We start from the raw sequence: 23196 nt of genomic DNA, 5'->3' as shown, positions 1-23196 counted from the left end.
CCTATAGAGGCGGTTTATAAAGTGTGTTTAATCGTTAATACTTATAGAGATTCACTACGAATAATACGTTCATCAACCACTGTTTCATCAGCAATACTATCCGCTGTGCTGTAAGCGTTATCAGCATCTGGGTATTCTGATAATAAGTATTCAGCTAGTGCATCTTGCTCTGTACCTGTATCTGCAAAGCTTGAGTTACCTGGATCTTCAGTTGTCATAATTTCAGTAAGGTCTGTGTTCAACTCACTACAATCACCACCTGCCGCAGTACATGGGAACGGGTAACCATCACCACCTTCTGCAATGTAAGTGAGTGTAATAACAGAGAAGGTCATGCTGTCTTCATCTGCTAATTCACCACCAGAAACAACTGTGTAGTCATATGTACCGTCACCGTCAGTATCAACCGTTAGTTCTTGAACTCGCTCACCTTCAACGGTTTGCGTTAAAGTTGTTACGCCAGTCTCTTCGTCGGTAACTGTACTAAACTCACGAGCCGTTTGTGTTTCATCGTAAGTTAATGACATACCAGATAGTTGAGGGAAACGACCACCAGTGACATCAGATACAGCGTGTTCTGCAATCTCTTTTAGCTGTTCAGCCGTTAGGTCTAATACTGTTAACTCATTGTTGAATGATAAAGCAGTTTGTAAATCGTATTGTGAGATATCACCTTCTTCTTTACCTGCATTTGGGTAAGCTGCTGGTGGGTAGTACTCTAGATCTTCTGCACTTGTTGAACCTGCTGGGTAAGCAGCGTAACCAATCTCAGCACGGATACCACCACCATTTTTGATAGAGATTTGTGTATCAACACCGTCAATGAGGTTTGCGTACCAAAGGTTCGCTTCAGCAGTTAGATTACCTAGGTTGGTTTCTTCAGAGCGTACTGAAGCTCGAATACCATTTAAGAATACATCTGTATGCCCCACAATATTACTTTCAGACTCGATAATAACGTCGTTCACAGCATCAACGATGTTATCAACATCGGTATTAGCTTCACCAGATAATGACGTTACCATTGTTTCATCACTGATGTATGAACCGCTGACATCCTCATCAATTGAATCAACGATAATGTTACCGTTATCATCAAATTCAACGACTAAACGGCCTAAGTATTTGTAATCACCATCAACATTAACCAGTGCGACATCATTACCGTCAGCATCTTCAAATAGCTCAGGTACTCTCCAGCTGCTTCATCGCCATCCCATAAACGGTCTGTGCTATCTGCAAGTAATGTATTCGAGCCACCTGCGACAATGATATCGACGTCAGTAAGTAGCGTTGCTAATTCTTCTTCGATAGAAATACTTTGCATGTGTGCGAGTAAAATGACTTTATTGATACCTAGTGCTGTTAGTTCATCCACTTTTTCTTGGATTAGTACTGCAAGGTCTGCAGTATCGTCACTTGCAGGTAGTACCGTAATATCCCCTGTATCGGTAATGATTTCATTGGTTGGTGTTGTTGCACCTACGATACCGATTTGCTCACCATCTACTTCAATGATCGTGTATGACGCTAAGCTGTTCGGAATCTCACTAGCGATTAAACCATCTTCAACTACTAATGTTGCCGTGTTTTCGTCATCAGCAAAAATCATGTTTGAGCTTAGGTAAGGGAATTGTGCGCCTGGATAAGTGCCATCAACATCAATAATTGATGCAAATTCTTCAGTACCACCATCAAGGTCATGGTTACCCACAGCAGAAGCTTGTAAGCCCATTGCGTTAACCATTGCAATATCAGCACGGCCATTGCCCGGTACGTTGATACCATCAACATTGCTCATTGATTCATCACTACCTGCTACATAACGTACACCTGGATGTAGTTATCACCAGAGCTTAGGAATAGTGTGTTATCTGGGTATTGATCACGTAATGCATCAACGTTACTTGCAAAGTTACCAGCATTATCTAGTGCGGTTGCATTTGAGCCATCCATGTCGGCCATGTGTAATAGTTGTAACGTATAATTTGAGGTATCAGTAGTATCATCGTCATCACTATCGGTATTACAAGCGGTAAGTGAAGCGGCGATTAAAACAGAGGTGACAATTTGTGAGAGGTAACGTTTCTTAAAATATGGCTGTTGCATTGCTCTTTCCCTAGTAATTTTAATGTAAGTATATTGTTAATATTCAGTCCATTTAGTTGACCATCCAGTCAACCTGTTGTTTAAATTACCTTCACTTTGTGAAAGATGCATCACTTTTTTTAAAAAATGTATGTTTTTAACTCTAAATGATTAATTTTTGACCCTTTAAGGGGCTGGATTGTTAATCAAATATTAACGTTACACATAATGTATTTTTTAAAACAGTGATGGCCTTCATCCTTTTATCCAATGAATTTATTTAACGTTATGACCTAGTGGACAACAAATATTGAGAAGCATAATTACAAGGGATTGTTGTAGTTTTATTGCAGTTTTATCATATTTTTATGTCTAAAACGTAAAACACATATTAACGATTAACATACCGTTCACAGCTCAGCTCGCTTAGCCAGTATTCCTCTTTTTCATACCCTCTATTTTAATTCCTTTGTAAACCTCGTTAAAAAACATGATTATCAAACTTTCTTAATAGGTATTTTTCAAAGGGTTACCAACATGACGCATATTCTGCATCGCCACTGCCATGCTCAACTACCAACCGTTACTGGTGGTGAGGGGATTTATTTATTCGACCAAACTGGCAAACAGTATTTAGATGGTTGTGGAGGTGCTGCGGTGTCCAATCTAGGTCATAGCCATGCGGCAGTAAAAAAAGCCATGATCGAGCAGATTGAATCGATTCCCTTTGCTCATACTGGTTTCTTTACGAACCAGCCAAGTGAAGACTTAGCGACACTGCTAACGGATTTAGCGCCAGACCCGTTAAACCATGTTTACTTTGTTAGTGGTGGCTCGGAAGCTGTGGAGTCAGCATTAAAAATGGCTCGTCAGTATTTTGTGGAAATAGGACAGCCGAGTAAAACCCAATTTATTGCTAGACGCCAAAGTTATCATGGTAATACCTTAGGCGCGTTAGCCGTGGTGGAAACGAGTGGCGAAGAGAAAAATTCATGCCATTACTTTCTGAAGTAAAACATATCTCCCCTTGTTATGCGTATCGTGATCAACAAGACAATGAATCAGAATTAGATTATTCATTGCGTGTTGCCAATGAATTAGAAACTGAAATATTAGCTGTAGGCGCTGAGAATGTAATGGCCTTTGTTGCTGAGCCTGTAGTAGGCGCAACGGCAGGTGCTTTACCTGCAACTCAAGGTTACTTTAAGCATATTCGTGAGATCTGTGATAAATATGATGTGTTGCTTATTCTTGATGAAGTGATGTGTGGTATTGGGCGAACAGGTACTTTTTATGCCTTTGAACAAGATCAAATCGTTCCTGATTTAGTGACTATCGCAAAAGGTTTAGGTGCAGGGTATCAACCGATTGGTGGTGTCGTGATCAGTGACAAAATTTACGATGCTATTGCCAATGGCAGTGGATTTTTCCAGCATGGACATACGTTTATGGCGCATCCCGTTGCTTGTGCCGCAGCATTAGCGACGGTACAAACTATTGTCTCGGAGAACTTGTTAGATAAAGTACTCGAGCAAGGTATAAAATTACGCGCTAAGTTAAGAGAAGTATTATCTCCGTTACCTTATGTTGGAGATGTTAGAGGGCGTGGTTTATTTATTGGTGTTGAGCTGGTGGCTGATAAACAAAGCAAAACACCATTACCGACTTCAACCGAAGCAAACAAAGTGATTAAACAGCTAGCCATGAAGCATGGGTTAATGTGTTACCCGATGGCGGGTACTATTAATGGTCGTGCTGGGCATCATATTCTATTAGCTCCGCCATTTATAATTAATGATAAACAACTAGATGAGTTGGTGAGCAAACTAAAAGCAGCTTTGATCGAAGCAGCACAAGGTTGGGTATGATGATCTCTGAACAAACACATAAATCTGCGATTATTGTTGCGCCCAATGGTGCGCGTAAAACCCGACAAGATCATCCCGCTTTACCTGTGACTATTGAACAAATTGTTGATGATGTTGTTGCTTGCCGTGATGCTGGTGCAGCAATGGTGCATCTCCATGCACGTGATAAAAAAGGCCTACACTCCTTAGCGATTGACGATAATATCAAAACTTTAACAGCCGTTAAGCAGGCAGTTGGCGATTCAATTATAGTGCAATTGACTACGGAAGCCATTGGACAATATCAACCTCCAGAGCAGATGCAGCTGATCAAAGAAACCCTACCTGAAGCGGCTTCTTTTGCTTTGAAAGAGTTAATTCCTGATGACTCATATTTAGCAGTGGCAGAACAATTTTTTCATTGGGTAGAAGAGCGAGGTATTATTGCTCAATACATTCTCTATTCAGTGGAAGATGTACAACGTTACTTTTCGCTGATTAAACAAGGTATTTTACCGAGTAAAAACCACCATATTTTATTAGTGTTAGGACGTTACCATCAACAATTACGTTCTTCAGCCACTGACCTTGCGCCTTTTTTAAGTCAACAGTTATTAACAGCAAAAACGCGTTGGGCAACCTGTGCCTTTGGTCCTGAAGAGCATCAGTGTTTGATCAGTGCTATGTTGATGGGAGGCGATGTGCGTGTTGGTTTTGAAAACAATCATTTTAATAGTCAAGGAGGGGTGGCCGACAGTAATGCACAACAAATTATCGATATTAAAGCGGTGAGTCGTTTATTAAATATCGACTTACATGATGCTAATAGCTTTCGTCGTGCTTTGTGTGCTCAATAATAAAATTATAAATCGCTGTTTTCAGCTAGGTTTGCCGTGATCCATTGCTTAAATTCATAAATCTTTCGAGATGAAAGTCGGTAGCTTGGTATAAATGCATAATAGCCATAATCGGTGTTCATACTAATATCAAGGGGATTAACCAGTTCGCCACTGGCTAAAGATTTATGCACCATAAAGTCTGGCAAAAGTGCTAACCCTAATCCGCCTTTTGCCGCTTCTAAGGACATGTAGAAATGTTCAAAACCAGTGCAACTATAATTACTGCTAAAGGTTAACTGGTTTTGCTTTTTAAATTGCTCCCATAATCGCGGACGCGTTATATGAAAAATACCATCAAAGTGCTGTACATCTTGTATGGTGTTAATAGGTTTATTAGCCAGTAATTGAGGAGAGACAACTAACACTAACTTTTCTTTTCTTAATAGCGTGGCATTTTCATAATGTGTTGAGAGAGATAAACAACGAATGGCGATATCACTTTCTCCATTGGTCTTTTTGATAATACCATCACCGGTTTTTATTCTGACGCGAATATTTTTATTGAGATCATAAAATTGTTGGATATGTGGAATTAACCATAAGCTAGCAAAAGAAGGCGTCACATTTAATGATAAAACTTCTTCCACTTGATCGATCAACACTAAGCTTTCAGTCGTATATTGAATAATTTCCAGTGCTTCGATGATTTTAGGCAGATATTGCTCGCCTGCACTGGTTAACTCAATACCGTTTAAACGTCGATTGAATAGAGGTTGCCCAAGTTGTTTTTCTAAGGAGGCGATATTTTTACTCACTGCGCCTTGGCTAACAAAAAGCGCTTGTGCTGCTTTTGAAAAACTCATGTTATCGGCCACCGCCACAAAAGTACGTAATGCTTTTATTGAGGGTAAAGTGGTTTCATTAAGCACGGAGTTTCTCCTAAATTAGCTGGGGTTATAGTTAAGCTTTTCAGCGCCATTTAAGCAAGTCGTTTATGATTTGTGCCAACATGATCTGTATGAATTTCAAGCTATAAAGGCCATAAATCATCACCATTATAAAGTAAGTATCCATAAACTTGATTGGTGCATCGCAAAACCGAAATAAAAACGGCAGGTAATCTGCCCTTAAATGGTGCGAAAATAAAAATAACGCACCAAAAAAGAACGTGTAAGTGATTGTTTAATAAGCAATGTGTTTGAGTTTAATACAGCCCTTTCTGTAAGGACTTGAGAGTCCACATATTTTCCTCTATAGGCTTGATTCTTGCTTGTCTATATAGGAAAGTACCACCGAAATAAATCTAAAAGGAAGTTAAATATGTTTTTAAAAAAATTAGCAATGGCAGCGGCTGTAGGCGCAACATTCATGGCAAGTTATGCAATCGCAGAAACTAAACACGTAGTAATTGGTACTGGTGGTCAAACGGGTGTTTATTATCAAGTAGGTGGTGCTATTTGTCGTCTAGTAAACCGTGGTACAGCTGAGCACGAAATTAACTGTACTCATAAAACAGGTGGTTCAGTAACTAACATTAACGGTCTAAAATCTGGCGACCTTGATATGGGTGTTGCTCAATCAGATTGGCAGTTCCATGCATACAACGGTACTGCTCCAGAGCAATTCCCTGCAGGTGCATTTAAAGAATTACGCTCTGTATTCTCTGTATATGCAGAACCGTTCACAGTGGTTGCACGTGCCGATGCAGGTATTAAAAGCTTTGATGATTTAAAAGGTAAAAAAGTAAACGTAGGTAACCCTGGTTCTGGCCAACGCGGTACGATGGAAGTACTAATGGACAAAATGGGTTGGGAAATGAGTGATTTCGCTGTTGCGTCTGAACTTAAATCTTCAGAGCAAGCTGCTGCACTATGTGATGGTAAAGTAGATGCAATCGTATTCGTTGCTGGCCATCCAAATGGTTCAATCAAAGAAGCAACAACGTCTTGTGATGCAGTACTAGTACCTGTTGATAACGACGTTGCTCAAAAATTAGCATCTGATAACCCATACTACGCAATGACAAGTATCCCAGCTGGCATGTACAAAGGTACTGACACTGATACTGCAACATTTGGTGTAGCGGCTACGTTTGTTAGCTCAACTAAAACAGATTCAGAAACAGTTTACCAAATGGTAAAAGCTGTATTTGAAAACTTCAAACGTTTCAAGAAGATGCACCCTGCATTTGCTAACCTGAAAGAAAGCGATATGATCACTAAAAATCTATCTGCTCCACTTCATGAAGGCGCGATTCGTTACTACAAAGAAAAAGGTTGGATGTAATCTAACCCTTAGTTAAATAGAGCGGGAGTAGTTATACTTCCGCTTTTTTGTTTTAAAAAAGCAGATATACCAAAACTACTTATTTAAGTGTTTTTGGTATATCTCAGTTGTAAAGGGCAACCCAATGCCAATTACGATGGATATCAATATAGATAATCTAAAGCATCAATTACGCATTTTTAGAAAGATCTCTCGTTACACCAGATCGCATTGTCATGCGTACCAATAGGAATTTTCTGATGACTGAAAAAACACTAATGAATGATGAGGAATTACAAAATCTCGTCGCTTCCACCGATACAGGAGGAAGAAACCCAACCAATCAAAAGATAGTTAAGTTGATGGCGGGTGTGGCGTTAACTTGGTCTATATTCCAAGTTTGGATCGCCTCTCCCTTACCTTTTTTATTCGGGTGGGGTGTATTCTCAAGTGGAGAAGCAAGATCAATTCATTTAGGCTTTGCTATATTTTTAGCCTTCCTTGCATATCCCGCTTTTAAAGCATCTTCACGTAGTAAAGTGCCAATGGCTGATTGGGGGTTAGCGATCATTGCCAGCCTCTGTGCTTTGTATCCATTTATTGCTGACTCTATGTTAGTGGATAGCATCTTTGGTATTCGCCTAAGTGACCGTCCAAGTGCACCTAATCCAGTGGATATCGGTGTTGCTATTGTCGGTATGCTAACCTTACTAGAAGCGACTAGACGTGCCTTAGGCCCACCATTAATGGTCGTCGCTATGATCTTCTTAGGTTATACCTTCTTAGGGCCTTATGCGCCTGAGTTAATCGCTTGGAAAGGATCGACATTTGGTGGCGTTATGGATCACCAATGGTTATTTTCTGAAGGTGTATTTGGTATTGCTTTAGGTGTGTCAACTGACCTTGTATTCCTATTTGTCCTGTTTGGCGCATTGCTAGACCGTAGCGGGTGCAGGTAACTACTTTATCAAAGTTGCTTTCTCATTAATGGGGCACTTACGTGGTGGTCCAGCTAAAGCAGCGGTGGTAGCGTCGGGCATGACGGGCCTTATTTCAGGCTCATCGATTGCTAACGTAGTGACCACAGGTACCTTTACCATTCCGATGATGAAACGTGTTGGTTTCTCTTCTGAAAAAGCGGGTGCTGTAGAAGTGGCTTCTTCGGTTAATGGTCAAATCATGCCACCAGTAATGGGCGCCGCGGCGTTCTTAATGGTTGAATATGTGAATATTCCTTACTTTGACGTGGTTAAACATGCCTTTTTACCAGCTATCATCTCTTACATTGCATTGGTTTATATTGTGCATTTAGAAGCGATGAAATTAAATATGAAAGGGTTAACCCGTGAAGGCGAAGTGAAAACGGCTAAAGATGTATTAATCTCTTGGGCAATGACACTGTTACCAATTATCGCGTTAGCAGGCGGAGCATTTTACTTATCTGAGCTTTACGCTGCATTGGCAACTACAGAAGCTCGTTTAGGTTTAGTACTGGCGGTGATTGCGATTCAATACTTTGTCTTTAAAAAGATTAAAGCTAAATCTAGCGAAGATAAGTTGGCAAAAACGATTTCTACCGGTGCGATTGTATTAGGTAATTTAGTGATTGCTGCCTTTGGTTTATTCTTCGTGGTTAGCTTGTTGAAGTCTTTTGTTGCACCAGACTTACTATTCTGGGTAGTTGCTGCATTGGTTGCGGTCACTTATGTGGTATTAGTGAAAATAAGCTCTGCTTACCCTGATTTAGTGATGGACGATCCAAATTCTCCTGTACTTAGCTTGCCTGAAACAGGTCCAACGGTGAAGTCAGGATTACACTTCTTACTACCTGTAGTGGTGTTAATTTGGTGCTTGATGATCGAACGTAAATCACCGGGTTTGTCTGCATTCTATGCAACAACCTTGATGATTGTGATCCTGTTAACGCAACGTCATCTATTTGCTTTCTTCCGTAAAAAATCAACATCAGGCATGGTCAAACAAGGCTTTAATGAGTTGGTTGATGGCATGATCACCGGTGCAAGAAACATGATCGGTATTGCTATCGCAACAGCGGCAGCAGGTATTATCGTTGGTGCCGTATCGCAAACGGGTATTGGTTTAAAACTGGCTGCCTTGGTTGAGTTCTTGTCCATGGGACAGATCATGTTGATCTTGGTTTGGACAGGTATCCTTAGTCTTATTCTAGGTATGGGCTTGCCAACTACTGCAAACTACATTGTTGTATCGTCTTTACTAGCGCCTGTAATTGTTAGCTTAGGTCAACAAAATGGATTAATCGTACCACTGATTGCAGTACACATGTTTGTGTTCTACTTCGGGATCATGGCGGATGTAACGCCTCCAGTAGGTTTAGCATCCTTTGCCGCCGCTGCAGTATCGGGAGGCGACCCAATTAAGACTGGTTTTGTGGCCTTCTTCTATTCATTGCGTACTGCTTTATTGCCATTCCTATTCATCTTTAATACTGACTTACTGTTAATGGATGTGACCTTCTTAGAAGGGATAGCGATATTTATTACCGCCACCATGGCAATGTTGATATTTACCGCGGGCACACAAGGTTACTTCATTGCTAAATCTAAGCGTTGGGAGTCATTGGCATTATTAGTGATTGCATTTACATTGTTCCGCCCAGGTTTCTGGATGGATTATGTTATCCCACCTTACGATGAGCGCGCTGGTACTGAGTTAGTAAATGTCATGGAGGAGGTTGATCCAGGTACTGAGCTACGTGTATTAGTTAATGGCCAAAATGATGTAGGTGACCCAGTGACACTCACCATGTTAATGGTGGTTGGTGAAGGTGAAACAGGTCAGGAGCGCCTTGAAAATTATGGTTTAGAACTACTTCCACAGGAAGATGGTTCAATCATGGTAGATGGTATTGGTTTTGATAGTACTGCTGAAAAAGTAGGTTTCGACTTTGACCAAATCATTATTGATGTCGGTGTGCCAGTAGTACGTCCTGCTAAACAATGGTTCTATATACCAGCGCTATTATTGCTGTTTATTATCATTAGATTACAACGTAAACGTCGTGACCTTAATGATGCAGCTGAAGCCCGTTCAGAGAACACACAAACAGTGAATGCTTAACCTTTAAGGTTAAAACTGTTATTGATTTAATACCGCGCTTGCCTTGTAAGCGCGGTATTTTTTTGCATTCCATAAAGTTATACCCCTGTCTTTTTATTCCTTTGTCAGCTTCGATCAAACACATAACAATAGATCTTTATTTTCGATACTAAGACAGACCCATAAACAATGAATATTGAACAGATCAAAAAACTTACCTCAATGCCAGCTACAGCTCCAACTGTAGGACCAGATAAAGTCCGATGTATTAATAGAGAATTCTTTATTGTGACTTATGAGACAGACAGTGAAGCATTGCAAGCTGTTGTTCCTGAACCATTACAATTTGACCAGCCGATTGTTAAGTTTGAAGTGATTAAGATGGAGGACTTTAGAGGATTTGGTTCATTCACTGAGTCTGGGCAAGTAATTCCTGTGACTTTAGATGGTCAAGCAGGGAAGTATGTCCATCAAATGTATTTAAATAACTTTCCGGCTATCGCTGCGGGTCGTGAAATTTGGGGCTTCCCTAAAAAATATGCACAACCAGAATTATTGTACGATTCAGACTGTGTTTTAGGTCGAGTCTTTTTTGGTCAATGTGAAATTGCTAGAGCAACTATGCCCTACAAATGGCATGCTATGGACCTTAAACAAGTAAAACAGAGCATGGAAAGTGAGCCAGGTTACCTATTAAAAATCATTCCTAATGCGGATAACACACCATTAATTACACAACTAGTTAAGTATCATATGCAAGATGTGGTGGTGAAGGAGGCTTGGTCTGGACCGAGTGCCTTGGAGTTGTTTAACCATGCCTTAGCACCAATGGCAGAGTTACCCGTAAAGAAGGTGCTCAGCGCACAGCATATCATTGCTGATCTAACATTAAGCTGGGGTGAAGTCGTGGTTGATTATCAAAACGATTATTAACTGCTGCTGAGTTAACCCTAGTTTATTTGAAGCGATAAATTGGTGTTATTAAGGTCTAAACCACCATTAATAACACCAACCGTTATGTAGATTTAACGGAAAATAACCGTTTTATTACCGTATACAAAAGCACGGCTTTGCGTGTGTAGTTTTACCGCTTTTGCTAATGCCACGGTTTCTGTTGTACGACCAACCGCAACCAGTGATTCTGGTGAGAAGGTGTGATCAACATTCTGCACCGATTGTTCAATGATAGGACCTTCATCAAGGTCTGAAGTTACATAGTGAGCTGTTGCTCCAATCAGTTTCACACCACGTTCATGAGCTTGGTGATAAGGTTTTCCACCTTTAAAACCAGGTAAGAAAGAGTGATGAATATTAATCGCTCGACCCGCTAATTTGTCACATAGTTCATTAGATAAAATTTGCATATAACGTGCTAATACGACTAATTCTGTGCCCGTTTCTTCAACAATTTCCATTAACGCTTTTTCTTGTTCTGGTTTGTTTTCTTTGGTAACAGGTAAGTAGATAAAACGGATCCCTTCACGCTCTGCCATCGCGCGTAAATCTTTATGGTTAGAGACGATCGCAGTTACTTCCATATTGATTTCACCTTTGTGTAAGCGATATAAAAGATCGGCTAAACAGTGATCGAATTTACTCACCATTAATAGTACTTTACACGGTTTATCAGCGGGCTCTAATTTCCAATCCATATCGAATTTTTCGGCAACTTCTGGAAACTCTTTGCTGAGATCTTCAAAGGTGTGGTCCCCCGATTCAATATAACCGACGGCACGCATGAAGAAGCGTTTGGTAGTAGGGTCATCAAATTGAGATAGTTCACTTAAATAACAGCCTCGCCCTGATAAAAATGAAGTAACAGAAGCGACTATGTTACTGCTTGCTGAGCATGTTGCGGTAAAAATAAATTCTTTAGGTTTTTCAGTTGCCATTGTTAATGCCTTATATATTTTTAGCTTCAAATAGAAGCATTACACTGTTAGTTGATGAAGGTGAAACATGCTTGAAAATGTATTCACCATCGCTTAAATTTCATTACATATTCGGGTAGTTAGGCCCTCCTAACCCCTCTGGTACTTGCCAAGTAATATTTTGAGTTGGGTCTTTGATATCACATGTTTTACAATGCAAACAGTTCTGCGCATTAATCTGCAGTTGTTGTGCTTTGCTTTCTGGTTCTTCAACAAATTCATACACCCCTGCAGGGCAAAAGCGTGCTTCTGGACCTGCAAATAAAGCGAGATTTTTTTCTATAGGGATAGTTTGGCTTTGTAATTTAAGGTGACAAGGCTGATCTTCTTCGTGGTTTGTATTAGAAATAAACACAGAAGAAAGCTTATCAAAGCTGATTTTATTATCAGGTTTAGGGTAAGTAATATCAGCACACTGTGCAGCTGGTTTCAGCTGTTCATGGTCTGGCTTAGTATCATGCAGGGTAAAAGGCAGTTTTCCCTTGAACCAGTTTTGATCTAAGTAGTTGAAAGCACCACCCATGTAAGTACCAAACTTATGCATAGCGGGGCCAAAGTTACGTGTTTGATGTAACTCTTCATGCAACCAAGAAGCTTTGAAGGCATCTGTAAATGAACTTAATTCATTGCTCACAGGCGTTTCACTAGACAGGGCTGCAAAAATACTTTCTGCTGCTAATATGCCGCTTTTCATTGCCGTATGTGTGCCTTTTATCTTGGCAAAGTTTAATGTCCCTGCATCACAGCCAATTAACAACCCTCCCGGAAAGTGCATCTTAGGTAAGGAGTTCAAGCCACCCTTAGCAATCGCACGTGCACCGTAGGAAATACGCGTACCGCCTTCTAATGTGTCTTTAAAAATAGGGTGGTGCTTCATACGTTGCAGTTCATCAAATGGACTGATGTAAGGGTTTGAATAACTCAAATCAATGACAATACCTACCATCACTTGATTGTTTTCAGCGTGATAAAGGAACGACCCACCGCTTGTTTCTTTCGTTAACGGCCAGCCAGCGCCATGTACCACTAAGCCTGGCTTATGTTTACTTGGATCGATTTCCCATAACTCTTTAAGTCCAATACCGTAATGTTGGGTATCTGATTCACTATCAAGGTTATATTGCTTAATTAATTGTTTGCCTAAGTGGCCACGGCACCCTTCAGAGAAAATGGTGTATTTACCATGTAACTCCATGCCTGGCATGTAGTCCGCTTTTTCCTCTCCTTTTGCATCGATTCCCATATCACCAGTGATCACGCCTTTCACTTCGCCATCATCGCCATACAAAATATCTGCTGCGGGAAAGCCAGGAAAATTTCCACGCCCAATTCTTCTGCTTGTTCTGCTAACCAGCGACATAGGTTACCTACACTGATGATGTAGTTACCTTCATTGTGCATGGTTTTAGGGACTAAGCTATTAGGTAATTTTTGTGCCTTTTCTGCATTCTTTAATAGGTAAATTTCATCGCTAGTCACTGGCGTATTGAGTGGTGCGCCACGCTCTTTCCAATCTGGAAAGAGTTCGTCTAATGCGCGTGTTTCAAAGACTGCTCCAGAAAAAATATGAGCACCTACCTCTGAGCCTTTCTCTATGACACAAACGCTCAGCTCTCGCTCTTCTTTCTGTGATTGTTGCATTAATCGACAGGCCGTAGAGAGACCTGCCGGTCCTGCACCAACGATAACGACATCAAATTCCATTGATTCACGCATTGCTGGTCTCCTTTATTAATGAGTAAATATAGTTAACGCTTATAGTGCATTTTCTAGTTCAGGTAGTGTGTCGAATAGATCCGAAACAATTCCATAATCAGCGACTTGGAAAATAGGAGCTTCAGGATCTTTATTGATAGCAACAATCACTTTTGATTCTTTCATCCCCGCTAAATGTTGGATGGCACCAGACACACCAACTGCGATATATAAGTCAGGGGCAACAATTTTACCGGTTTGACCCACTTGCATATCATTAGGTACAAAGCCTGCATCTACTGCCGCACGTGTCGCACCTACCGCCGCTCCAATCTTATCCGCCACTTTTTCTAGCATGGAGAAGTTCTCCCCATTTTGCATTCCACGACCACCCGAAATAACGATTTTTGCAGAGGTTAACTCAGGGCGTTCATTGACGACTGTATCGTTATTAATAAATTGAGATAATGCTTCATTAAAGGCGCCATCTACTGCCTCTATGGTTGCGCTTCCATTTTGTTCTGAAGGAGAAAAAGATGTACCGCGAATCGTGAGTAGTTTAATTGGGTCAAGCGATTGTAAAGTAGCAATAATATTACCTGCATAAATAGAACGTTTGAACGTATCTGGACTTTCGACAGAAATAACATCCGATAAAAGGGACACATCGAGTTTTGCTGCGACGCGTGGCAATACGTTTTTGCCATTAGCTGTTGATGGAGCAAGTATATGGGTATAGTTACTGGCTATCGACATAATGAGTGCTGCTACATTTTCGGCTAGTTGGCCGTTATAGCAAGGCTTATCAGCGACTAAAACACGTGTGATGCCACTGATTTTCGCTGCAGCCTCTGCTGCTGCAGTACATGTTTCACCTGCGATTAATAGATCGATATCGCCGCCAATTTCTGTTGCTGCTGTAATTGTATTCAGAGTGATCTCTTTTAGGCTGCTGTTATCGTGCTCTGCGATAATTAAAATAGTCATTACAGTACTCCTTCAGTTGTTTTTAGTTTTTCAAGTAGCTCATCAACAGAGCCTAAAATATCACCCGCTTCACGTACTTGTGGCGACTCGACATTTAACATTTTAAAGCGAGGTGTTAAATCGAGACCAAATTCTTCGATTGGCTTAACCACTAACGGTTTACGTTTTGCTTTCATAATATTAGGTAAAGAAGCAAAACGAGGAGTGTTTAAACGTAAGTCACAGGTAACGACTGCCGGTAAAGTCAGTTCAATGGTTTGCAAGCCAGTATCAACTTCACGTGTTACTATCGCTTTTTCATTATTAATATCTAATTTAGAGGCAAATGTTGCTTGCCCCCAATCTTTGATGGCCGCTAACATTTGTCCTGTTTGGTTGTTATCTTTGTCACTAGACTGTTTACCCAGTAAGACGAGATCAATCTCTTCTTCTTCAATCACTTTAGCGGCTAGCTTCGCGATATTAAGTGGCTCTAACGTGGCGTCTGTTTCAATCAAAATACCTCGGTCAGCGCCCATTGCAAGTGACGTTCTGATTTGATCTTGAGATTGTTTATCACCGATAGACAGAACGATAATTTCAGAAGCGATACCTGCTTCTTTTAAACGAACAGCCTCTTCGGTGGCAATTTCACAGAAAGGGTTCATTGCCATTTTGACATTAGTCAGGTCAACATTACTACTGTCCGTGTTAGGTCTAATCGTCACATTTGGATCGGTTACTCGTTTTACCATAATTAATATTTTCATAACTTACCTTCTATCTGTTGTGCATAAATGCTAATTAAAATGTAGTCATCTTGGTGACTGGTTATTCTGTTTTTTCTTTGGGTTTAAATAAGCCTTGAATGATGCGGTCAATCATAATCGCGCAAAATAGAATCGCTAAACCTGCTAATAAACCTTGTCCTTTTGCTGCAAACTGCAGTGCTTGCAGTACGTCGGTTCCTAAGCCTTCTGCACCGATCAATGACGCGATAACCACCATTGATAAACACATTAAAATAGTTTGGTTAATACCGGCCAAAATGCTCTCTTTTGCTAATGGTAATTCCACATCCAGTAATAATTTTTTACGTGAACAACCAAAGGCTAGGGCACCTTCTACAATCGATGCGGGCACTTGTTGAATGCCTAATGTTGTTAAGCGTACTACCGGCGGCATACCGAAAATAATGGTCGCTAACACACCTGGTGGTTTGCCTGTGCCGAAGAATGCAATGATTGGAATTAAGTAAACAAAAGCGGGCATGGTTTGCATGAAATCCAGCGCAGGTTTAGTAATTGAATCGATAGTTTTGTTTTTGGCACATAACACTCCCAGCGGTACACCCACAACAACACAAATTACCGCAGCAGCGCCTAATAAAGAGATGGTCGCCATACTCTTTTCCCAGTAACCAAAAAACGCCAGGTAAGAAAGGGCAATTGCAGTATAAAAAGCGGCTTTGTAGCCTGAGATGCGCCATGATGTAAACACGATTAACATCATGATCACAGGCCAAGGTGTACCTACTAATAATGTTTCAATTGCATCTAGGAAAAGGTTAATTACTTGTGTGATAGCATCAAAGAAGTTCGCACCATTAAGCGCCAGGAAGTCGAACATTGAATTAAGCCAATTGGCAGTGGTGTTAAAAATAGTTTTATCCGAAGGAAACTCCACTAACCAGCAGATTTGTTCTGCGGAAATAAAACGGTATAGCGTTAATGGATAAATAAAGGCCAGAATAGCGATGCCACAGATCAGTGCTTTAATATGGAAACCGCTGCCGACCTCTGGGTCTTGTCGCCAGCGACAATATTGTTTCTCGTAAACAGCATTGGCGGTAAAACCTTGAATAAGGAAGATAATAAATAATAGTAAGCCCCCATAAATAGCGTTTTGACTAGCGCCTTTAGCATTCTCTTCGGCAGCGAGCACTGCTTTTTCTGCAGCTCTTCTTAGATTATCGGAGTTACGAAAGAAAGCCTTAGCGTTGGCTTCTCCATTGTTTAGTGCGGCTTGCCCTTTAGTGGCCATCTCTTGAGATTTAGCAAACAAACGGTCTGCTTGAGCAAGTTTACCGCCTCCTGCTTCACCCCAGATGCCTTGCCCAAGTAAAATGGATGAGATTAAAATAGCAATAGCACTCACCCAAAAGAATCCCCACACACTGCGTGAAGCAGCCCATAGCGGGCCAAATAAAGCGGCAAAAAAGTTAAAAGAGATATGCAAACGAGTGTCCGTTTGGATCTTAGTAAAATGCCCTTGATAATAACGACTTTGACGTTGAGTAAAGTGTTGAATGGGTTGCGTATAATCGACTTGGTTAAGCGAAGCTGTTTGTTGAGTATTCATCTTATTCTTCTCCCTTAATGCCTTTAAGCAGGGTATCTTTACTGATCACACCTATATCTTGGCCCGCATCATTAGTAACTATGATAGGCAATGTAGTGGTGACAGAGAGGTCGATTAATGCTTCTAGGCTAGTATTTTCATCTGCACGCAGTGCGGCTGTTTTATCAATGGAAATAGGTAATGTCGTATCGTTAATGGCTAACATAATTGAGTGGGCATTGATTAACTTGAGGTTAGAAATACCTTTTACAAAGTCTGCGACATAATCGTCAGCAGGTTGCATCACAATCTCTTCCGGTGTGCCTATTTGGATCAAACACCCATCTTTCATAATAGCAATACGGTCACCAATACGAATAGCTTCGTCTAAGTCATGGGTAATGAATACGGTGGTTTTTTGTAGGTTTTTAGTTAGTTGTACGAATTGGTTTTGTAGTTCATGGCGGATTAACGGATCGAGTGCACTAAAAGGTTCATCCATTAATAATACTTCAGGGTCGCTGGCTAGTGCTCTGGCTAAGCCAACACGTTGTTGCATCCCCTGATAGTTGATGGGGCAGTCGATACTCATAACCGGTTAAATTAACCAGTGATAAAGCATGCATTGATGTTTCCCAACGTTCTGCTTTAGGTAAACCTTGTACTTCCAATGGGAAAGCGACATTATCAGCAACGGTACGATGTGGTAATAATGCCATGTGTTGAAACACCATGCCGATATCTTTGGCACGCGTTTCTCGAAGCGCATTAGGAGTTAATGCAGACATATCTTGGTCGAGTACTTTAACCAAGCCTGCTGAAGGCTCAATTAAGCGGTTAAGGTGGCGAATAAGCGTAGACTTACCGCTACCCGAAAGGCCCATAATACAAAATATTTCACTTCGTGCTACTTTGAATGAAACATCTGCAATACCAACTACACAACCAAAACGTTCGAGTACAGTAGCCTTATCTAAGCCTTCGCTTTTAACTGCTTGCATTGCTTCTTCGGCTCTATCGCCAAATATTTTCCATACATTTTCTAATTGAATTACATCTGTCGTCATACTAAGCCATACCTGTTGTTAAGGTTTTTAGAAATATGAAACATTTGGGCATGCCCTTCATTAGTCCAAAGAAGGGCTGCTCACTGTTTAACTCGGTGTTATAGACCTAACCAAGCGTTGACTATATCTTGATTATTCTTAACCCATTCCGCTGCAACATCGGCTGGTGATTTCTTATCAACCACCACTGAATAACTCCACTCGCTCATAATGTCTGAGGTGATTGCGAAGTTTTTCAGGATCTCAGCTGCTTCTGGCTGATCTTTTTCCAATGATTTTGCATAGTGCATTTGCACATAAGTAACAGGCCAACCTGAATCTGCATTAGATTTTGCTAACCAATCCGGATCGTCTGTTGGTTGGACTGTTTTCCATGTTGCATCGTTATGTTTTGGTTCTGTTAAGAACACGATGTCATACAAAGCAAAGATATAATGTGGTGTGTAACAAGAGAAAACATAAGGTTTCTTAGCTTGTACTGCAGCATCCAGAGAAGCAAAGTTAACTGGAATATCCACTTGTACTAACTTCATGGTTTGGTCATAGCCATAGCTTTTAGCGCGGATGATTTCGACAGTCGTTGAAGCAGCGCCAGGTTCACCAGCCCAAATTTCACCTTCACCATCACCATCGCTATCTAATAGGGCTGATTTATCAGGATCGGTCAGGTCGTAAATCGATTTAATATCGTATTTATCTGACATCTCCTTAGTAATACACAGCCCTTGTTTTGCTTCTACACTATGTTGGTTTTTCACAACCGTGCCATTTTCAACCACATACTTCTGGTAGAGATTTTGTTGATTGGGTAACCAAACTTCAGGATGCAGTTGCATTGAACCTCGGTCCATCGCTTCCCAAATAATTGGGTTAGTGCCGCTTTGCATGCCCACATCTAAGCCTAAGTTCTCTTCTAGTACGATTTTAATCACATTCGAAGTAACTCCTGCTGATGGCCAACTTGGCACCCCTAAAACAAGGTCAGCTGCTTGTGCTGAAACGCCTGTTAAACCTAGTGATATTGCTAAGCATAATTTTGTTACCCTTTTCATATTACTCTCCATGGTTATAGTTTTATTTATTTACTTACTTCTCACTTTCTCGTTCTTCGAATCGTAAAGACAATCACTCACAACAATCGCTGGGTAAGCTGTCCCTATGATTTCTACATCTACTTTACTTCCTTCGACCGAGTATTCTGGGTCAATAAAGCCAAGTACAATGTTCTTCTCTACACGGTATCCATAAGCTGCAGAGGTCACCGTGCCGACTACTTTTCCATCGACACAAATAGAGTCGCCAGGATGTGCTGCTGCAATATCACAATCGACAGTGATGGTGACAAATTTTCTGCGCATTGGTTGACCTTGCTTAGCAAGCAATGCCGCTTTACCTGGGAAGTCAGCTTCTTTATCAATCTTAGTGAAGCGATCTAATGCACTTTCAAAGGGGTCAAACTCAGTGATAAGGTCTGCTTTCCAATGGCGGTAGCCTTTCTCAAGACGCATCGACTCTAGTGCCATTGAACCGAATGGGATAAGACCGTAATCAACACCTGCTTCAGTTAATAGCGTATGTGCGAGTAATAATTGTTCATTTGGAACATGTAGCTCCCAACCTAATTCACCACTGAAGCTCACGCGTAATGCTTGTGCTTGTGCATGACCGATGTATACCGGTTTAGTGGTTAACCATGGGAAAGCTTCGTTAGACCAATCTGTACGAGGTGATAGGCTCGCGATTAAATCGCGTGATTTAGGACCGGTTACAGATAAAATTGTGTGAGTATTTGTTAGAGAAGTAATTTCAACACCTTCTTTAGGTAGGTGTGAACGTAACCAATCCATATCTTTATATTCAGCTGCGGCAGCAGAGCCATACCAGAATGTATCTTCAGATAGTTTAGCGATAGTCGCTTCGCCTAATACGTTACCTTTTTCAGTTAGGAAGTAACAAAGACCAATACGGCCCACTGTCTTTGGAATATTTGAACACATTAAGCTGTCTAGCCATTCTGCTGCTTTTGGCCCTTTAATTTCAAAACGGTTAAAGCCATTGACTTCCATAATACCGACGTTTTCAGTTACGCCTTTTACTTCTGCAGCAACGATTTTCTTGTCAGTGTCAGTGAAGCGGAAGCTATGTTCAAACTTGTAATCAGCATCAGGTTTGAAGAACATTGCACGTTCCCAACCATTGACCACACCAAATTCTGCATGTTGCATTTTTAACGTAGTGTAAATAGGCGTTGTTTTAGCTAAACGGCCAGCAGGGCGTGCTTCATGCGGCATGTGGAAGCGGAATTCGTTTTGGTAATCTTCAATGGATTTTAATGCTGTAAACTCTGTGTTGGCATGCGATGTAAATCGAGCCAGGTCAATACACCATGTGTCCCATTCTGATTCACCGTGTACGATAATTTCAGCAAGGATCTTACCGTGACCACCACCTTCACCCAAACCAGCACGTAAGCCGATGATTGAGTATAAGTTGTCAAAACCAGGGGTTTTACCAACGAGCGGGTTACCATCTGCAGAGTAAGTGATCGGGCCGTTTACAATACTGTGAATACCGGTTTCTGCTAAGCATGGCATACGTTCAAATACACGCTCCATGTTATCTAAACAACGGTCAAGGTCATCAGGACAAAGTGCATTCACGAAGTTAGGATCAATACCATCCATACCCCATGTTTTACAACGTTGTTCATATATACCGACTAATAAACCATTTTTTTCTTGGCGGCTGTAGAAGTCATCAAGTGGATCACGTAATAGTGGGACACGCTTACCGAACGCTTCAATTTCTGGAATAGTTTCCGTTAAGAAGTACATGTGTTCCATTGAGATAACCGGATATTCAATACCCAGCATTTTGCCTAGCTCATTAACACGGTAACCACCGGCATTAACTAATTTGTCACAGCTCACTTCACCATTTTTAGTCTGCAGTACCCAAGTACCATCTTCTTTTTGGTGAATATCTTCTACTGGATTATGACGGAAAATTTCAGCACCTGCCTTACGTGCTTCACGCGCTAATGCTTGTGTTAATTGTGCCGGGTCGATATCGCCATCTAGCGGATCCCAAAGCCCACCAACTAATTCATGTGTTTCAATTAACGGGTGACGTTTAGCACATTCAGCAGGGTCTAATAGTTCAAAGTTAACCCCCATTCCTTTCGCTAATGAAATGAAGTGATTATAACCATCAAGGTGCTCTTGTGTTGAAGCAAGGCGAATACCACCTGAGGCGTGGTGATAGTTAATTGGATTCTCTGGGTCTGCTGCTAATTTCTTATAAAGCTGAATACTGTGGCTTTTTAAACCAACCATCGTTTGTGTTGCACCAAAGTTTGTTACTTGTGCCGCTGAATGCCACGTGGTCCCAGAAGTTAATTCATTACGTTCGATTAAGGCTACGTCAGTACATCCTTCCTGGGTTAGATGGTAAAGCGTACTACATCCCCCAATACCACCACCAATAACGATAACTTTGTAATGCGATTTCATAAACACTCTCCTAAAGTATGGGTATCAATTTTCTTAATTATGTTTGTAAGGTTCATGGCAAATATGATGATTCAGCTTAATTAAAATCAAAATGAATGCGCTTCCATTTTTAGTGTTTTGCAAGCTTGGTGCCGACTTTTTAAAATCATTAAAAAAATGTTTTTAATGCCTGATTTATATGACGTTAAGCTGATAAACCTGATTAAAAAATAAAATCCTAATTAATAAAAATATTTCTTCGCGCACAATTTTGGTGATGTTTCAATCAAAAACGCGCCATAATTGACCACGATCAATTATGGTGCTAACTCTTTTTCATCTCTATATGAACCGTTCCATAAGGGGATATGATTAAAATGGAGGTTATTATTTTTGTGTTATAATCTATTTATGCTGTTGAAGCACAACAGAGTATTAGTTCAGGAAGAGTTAAGTTGTGGCTTATGAGGGTAAACGTAATCACTCATTGTTAATGAGTCATATTAAATCATTGAGGATAGTATGAAAGCGCATAACAATTTGTCGGCTGATCCGACCATGAAAGACGTTGCCATTGCGGCGGGTGTTGCGTCAGTTACCGTCTCACGGTATTTAAATGATCCCGCTGTTGTGAGTGACAGAACAAAGCAGAAAATAGATGCGGCGATCAAACAGTTAAATTATGTTCCACATGCCGCCGCTCGCACATTAGCTTCAAAGCGTTCGAGGATGATAGGAGCTGTCATCCCCTCTTTGGATAGTAGTTTATTTGGGCGAACCATTGAAGTGTTTCAAAATCAAATTTCGACGGCAGGGTATAATATGATGCTGGCGTCCAATAACTACAACATCGAAAAAGAGTATGAACATATTACGCAAATGGTCTCACATGGGATGGATGCGTTAATATTGGTTGGTCAATCTCGCGATAAACACATTTATGAGTTACTCCAAGCTAAGTCTATTCCCTATGTATTAACATGGGCTGTGGATGATAATTTTGAACATCCGTGTATTGGTTTCGATAATCAAGCCGCCGCTGGAGACATTACACGTTATCTATTACATCTTGGGCACACTAAATTCGCGATGATCTCCGGCTTCACTGAAAATAATGATCGTGCATTAAACCGTTTGATAGGGGTGAGAGCCGCGCTAGAAAAGCAAGATTTGAGTTTATCTGACGATAACTTATTACAATCTAAATTTGGTATCGAAGAAGGGCGTGAAGCATTCCGTTTATTGATGTCGCGAGCAAATAAACCGACAGCCATTATTTGTGGCTCTGAACCATTCGCTTATGGAGTTATTTTTGAAGCTAAAAATATGGGCATTAAAATACCAGAAGAAGTCTCGATTGTTGGTTTTGATGATATGGCTTTAGCTTCTAATATTACGCCTAGATTAACCACGATCAGAACGCCACAGGAACAGATGGGTATGCTTGCCGCTAAGTATTTAGTCTCGAGGTTGAATGGAGAAGACATTCCATTACCACAACCTTTAGCCACTGAGCTGGTGGTGAGAGAATCTTGTGCTCCGCCACCCAAATCTTAATGGTATTGCTGTGATAGGCAGTAAAACCATCG

16 protein-coding genes and 3 pseudogenes are annotated in these 23196 nt (G+C 40.8%); 7 read left to right on the top strand and 12 right to left on the bottom strand.

Annotation, left to right across the window (positions count from 1 at the left end; translation table 11 throughout):
- Positions 1–41: 41 nt before the first annotated feature.
- The 3 genes from ACLKL2_RS11475 to ACLKL2_RS11465 form a co-directional block, all read right to left on the bottom strand.
- Positions 42–1025, bottom strand: coding sequence for a 5'-nucleotidase C-terminal domain-containing protein (locus ACLKL2_RS11475; protein ID WP_413691771.1), 984 nt, complete (start codon positions 1023–1025; stop codon positions 42–44).
- Between the two features lie 92 nt (positions 1026–1117).
- Positions 1118–1801 (bottom strand): hypothetical protein, encoded by a 684-nt coding sequence (locus ACLKL2_RS11470; protein WP_413691769.1) that lies wholly within the window; start codon positions 1799–1801, stop codon positions 1118–1120.
- Between the two features lie 17 nt (positions 1802–1818).
- On the bottom strand, positions 1819–2109 hold the full coding sequence (locus tag ACLKL2_RS11465; protein WP_413691767.1) for a hypothetical protein: 291 nt from the start codon (positions 2107–2109) through the stop codon (positions 1819–1821).
- Between the two features lie 516 nt (positions 2110–2625).
- Here ACLKL2_RS11465 and ACLKL2_RS11460 point away from each other — a divergent pair.
- Both ACLKL2_RS11460 and ACLKL2_RS11455 read left to right on the top strand, forming a co-directional pair.
- Positions 2626–3956, top strand: a pseudogene (locus ACLKL2_RS11460) (aspartate aminotransferase family protein).
- Complete coding sequence (locus ACLKL2_RS11455; RefSeq protein WP_413691766.1) at positions 3953–4792, top strand: 3-keto-5-aminohexanoate cleavage protein; 840 nt, start codon at positions 3953–3955, stop codon at positions 4790–4792. Before ACLKL2_RS11460 ends, ACLKL2_RS11455 begins: the two are co-directional and overlap by 4 nt.
- Before the next feature lie 5 nt (positions 4793–4797).
- Here the strand turns inward: ACLKL2_RS11455 and ACLKL2_RS11450 are convergent, their stop codons facing one another.
- On the bottom strand, positions 4798–5703 hold the full coding sequence (locus tag ACLKL2_RS11450) for a LysR substrate-binding domain-containing protein (protein ID WP_413691764.1): 906 nt from the start codon (positions 5701–5703) through the stop codon (positions 4798–4800).
- Positions 5704–6094: 391 nt separating this feature from the next.
- On the opposite strand from ACLKL2_RS11450, the gene ACLKL2_RS11445 reads away from it, so the two are divergent.
- The 4 genes from ACLKL2_RS11445 (at position 6095) to ACLKL2_RS11430 (ending at position 11050) form a co-directional block, all read left to right on the top strand.
- On the top strand, positions 6095–7060 hold the full coding sequence (locus ACLKL2_RS11445; RefSeq protein WP_413691763.1) for a TAXI family TRAP transporter solute-binding subunit: 966 nt from the start codon (positions 6095–6097) through the stop codon (positions 7058–7060).
- Between the two features lie 239 nt (positions 7061–7299).
- Positions 7300–7998 carry a hypothetical protein gene (locus ACLKL2_RS11440; protein WP_413691761.1) on the top strand — a complete coding sequence of 233 codons (699 nt, stop codon included), beginning with the start codon at positions 7300–7302 and terminating at the stop codon, positions 7996–7998.
- A gap of 28 nt (positions 7999–8026) precedes the next feature.
- Complete coding sequence (locus tag ACLKL2_RS11435; protein ID WP_413691760.1) at positions 8027–10138, top strand: DUF3394 domain-containing protein; 2112 nt, start codon at positions 8027–8029, stop codon at positions 10136–10138.
- Positions 10139–10306: 168 nt separating this feature from the next.
- Entirely contained in the window at positions 10307–11050 is a 744-nt protein-coding gene (locus tag ACLKL2_RS11430; RefSeq protein ID WP_413691759.1) for an acetoacetate decarboxylase, read from the top strand.
- Between the two features lie 92 nt (positions 11051–11142).
- Here the strand turns inward: ACLKL2_RS11430 and purU are convergent, their stop codons facing one another.
- From purU to ACLKL2_RS11390, 8 genes and pseudogenes are all read right to left on the bottom strand, one after another.
- Positions 11143–12009: a formyltetrahydrofolate deformylase gene (gene purU / locus ACLKL2_RS11425; protein ID WP_413691758.1), complete on the bottom strand. Its 867-nt coding sequence runs from the start codon at positions 12007–12009 to the stop codon at positions 11143–11145.
- Between the two features lie 103 nt (positions 12010–12112).
- A pseudogene (locus tag ACLKL2_RS11420) lies at positions 12113–13752 on the bottom strand (electron transfer flavoprotein-ubiquinone oxidoreductase).
- A 51-nt stretch (positions 13753–13803) separates the two neighbouring features.
- Positions 13804–14730 carry an electron transfer flavoprotein subunit alpha/FixB family protein gene (locus ACLKL2_RS11415; protein WP_413691757.1) on the bottom strand — a complete coding sequence of 309 codons (927 nt, stop codon included), beginning with the start codon at positions 14728–14730 and terminating at the stop codon, positions 13804–13806.
- A complete protein-coding gene (locus tag ACLKL2_RS11410; RefSeq protein ID WP_413691755.1) occupies positions 14730–15479 on the bottom strand; it encodes an electron transfer flavoprotein subunit beta/FixA family protein in 750 nt (249 codons plus the stop codon). Before ACLKL2_RS11410 ends, ACLKL2_RS11415 begins: the two co-directional genes overlap by 1 nt.
- Positions 15480–15540: 61 nt before the next feature.
- Entirely contained in the window at positions 15541–17070 is a 1530-nt protein-coding gene (locus ACLKL2_RS11405) for an ABC transporter permease (protein WP_413691754.1), read from the bottom strand.
- A 1-nt stretch (position 17071) separates the two neighbouring features.
- Positions 17072–17933, bottom strand: a pseudogene (locus tag ACLKL2_RS11400) (ATP-binding cassette domain-containing protein).
- 281 nt (positions 17934–18214) lie between these two features.
- Positions 18215–19168, bottom strand: a complete 954-nt coding sequence (locus ACLKL2_RS11395) for a glycine betaine ABC transporter substrate-binding protein (protein ID WP_413691752.1) — start codon at positions 19166–19168, stop codon at positions 18215–18217.
- Between the two features lie 30 nt (positions 19169–19198).
- The gene (locus ACLKL2_RS11390; protein ID WP_413691751.1) at positions 19199–21628 is read right to left on the bottom strand and encodes a GcvT family protein; all 2430 of its coding nucleotides are present in this window, start codon (positions 21626–21628) and stop codon (positions 19199–19201) included.
- 501 nt (positions 21629–22129) lie between these two features.
- Between ACLKL2_RS11390 and ACLKL2_RS11385 the strand changes: the two genes are divergently transcribed.
- Entirely contained in the window at positions 22130–23164 is a 1035-nt protein-coding gene (locus ACLKL2_RS11385; RefSeq protein WP_413691749.1) for a LacI family DNA-binding transcriptional regulator, read from the top strand.
- Positions 23165–23196: the final 32 nt, after the last annotated feature.

Source organism: Psychromonas sp. KJ10-2 (genome assembly GCF_047323255.1).
Taxonomy (GTDB): Bacteria; Pseudomonadota; Gammaproteobacteria; order Enterobacterales; family Psychromonadaceae; genus Psychromonas.
This window is presented reverse-complemented; position numbering and strand designations above follow the sequence as displayed.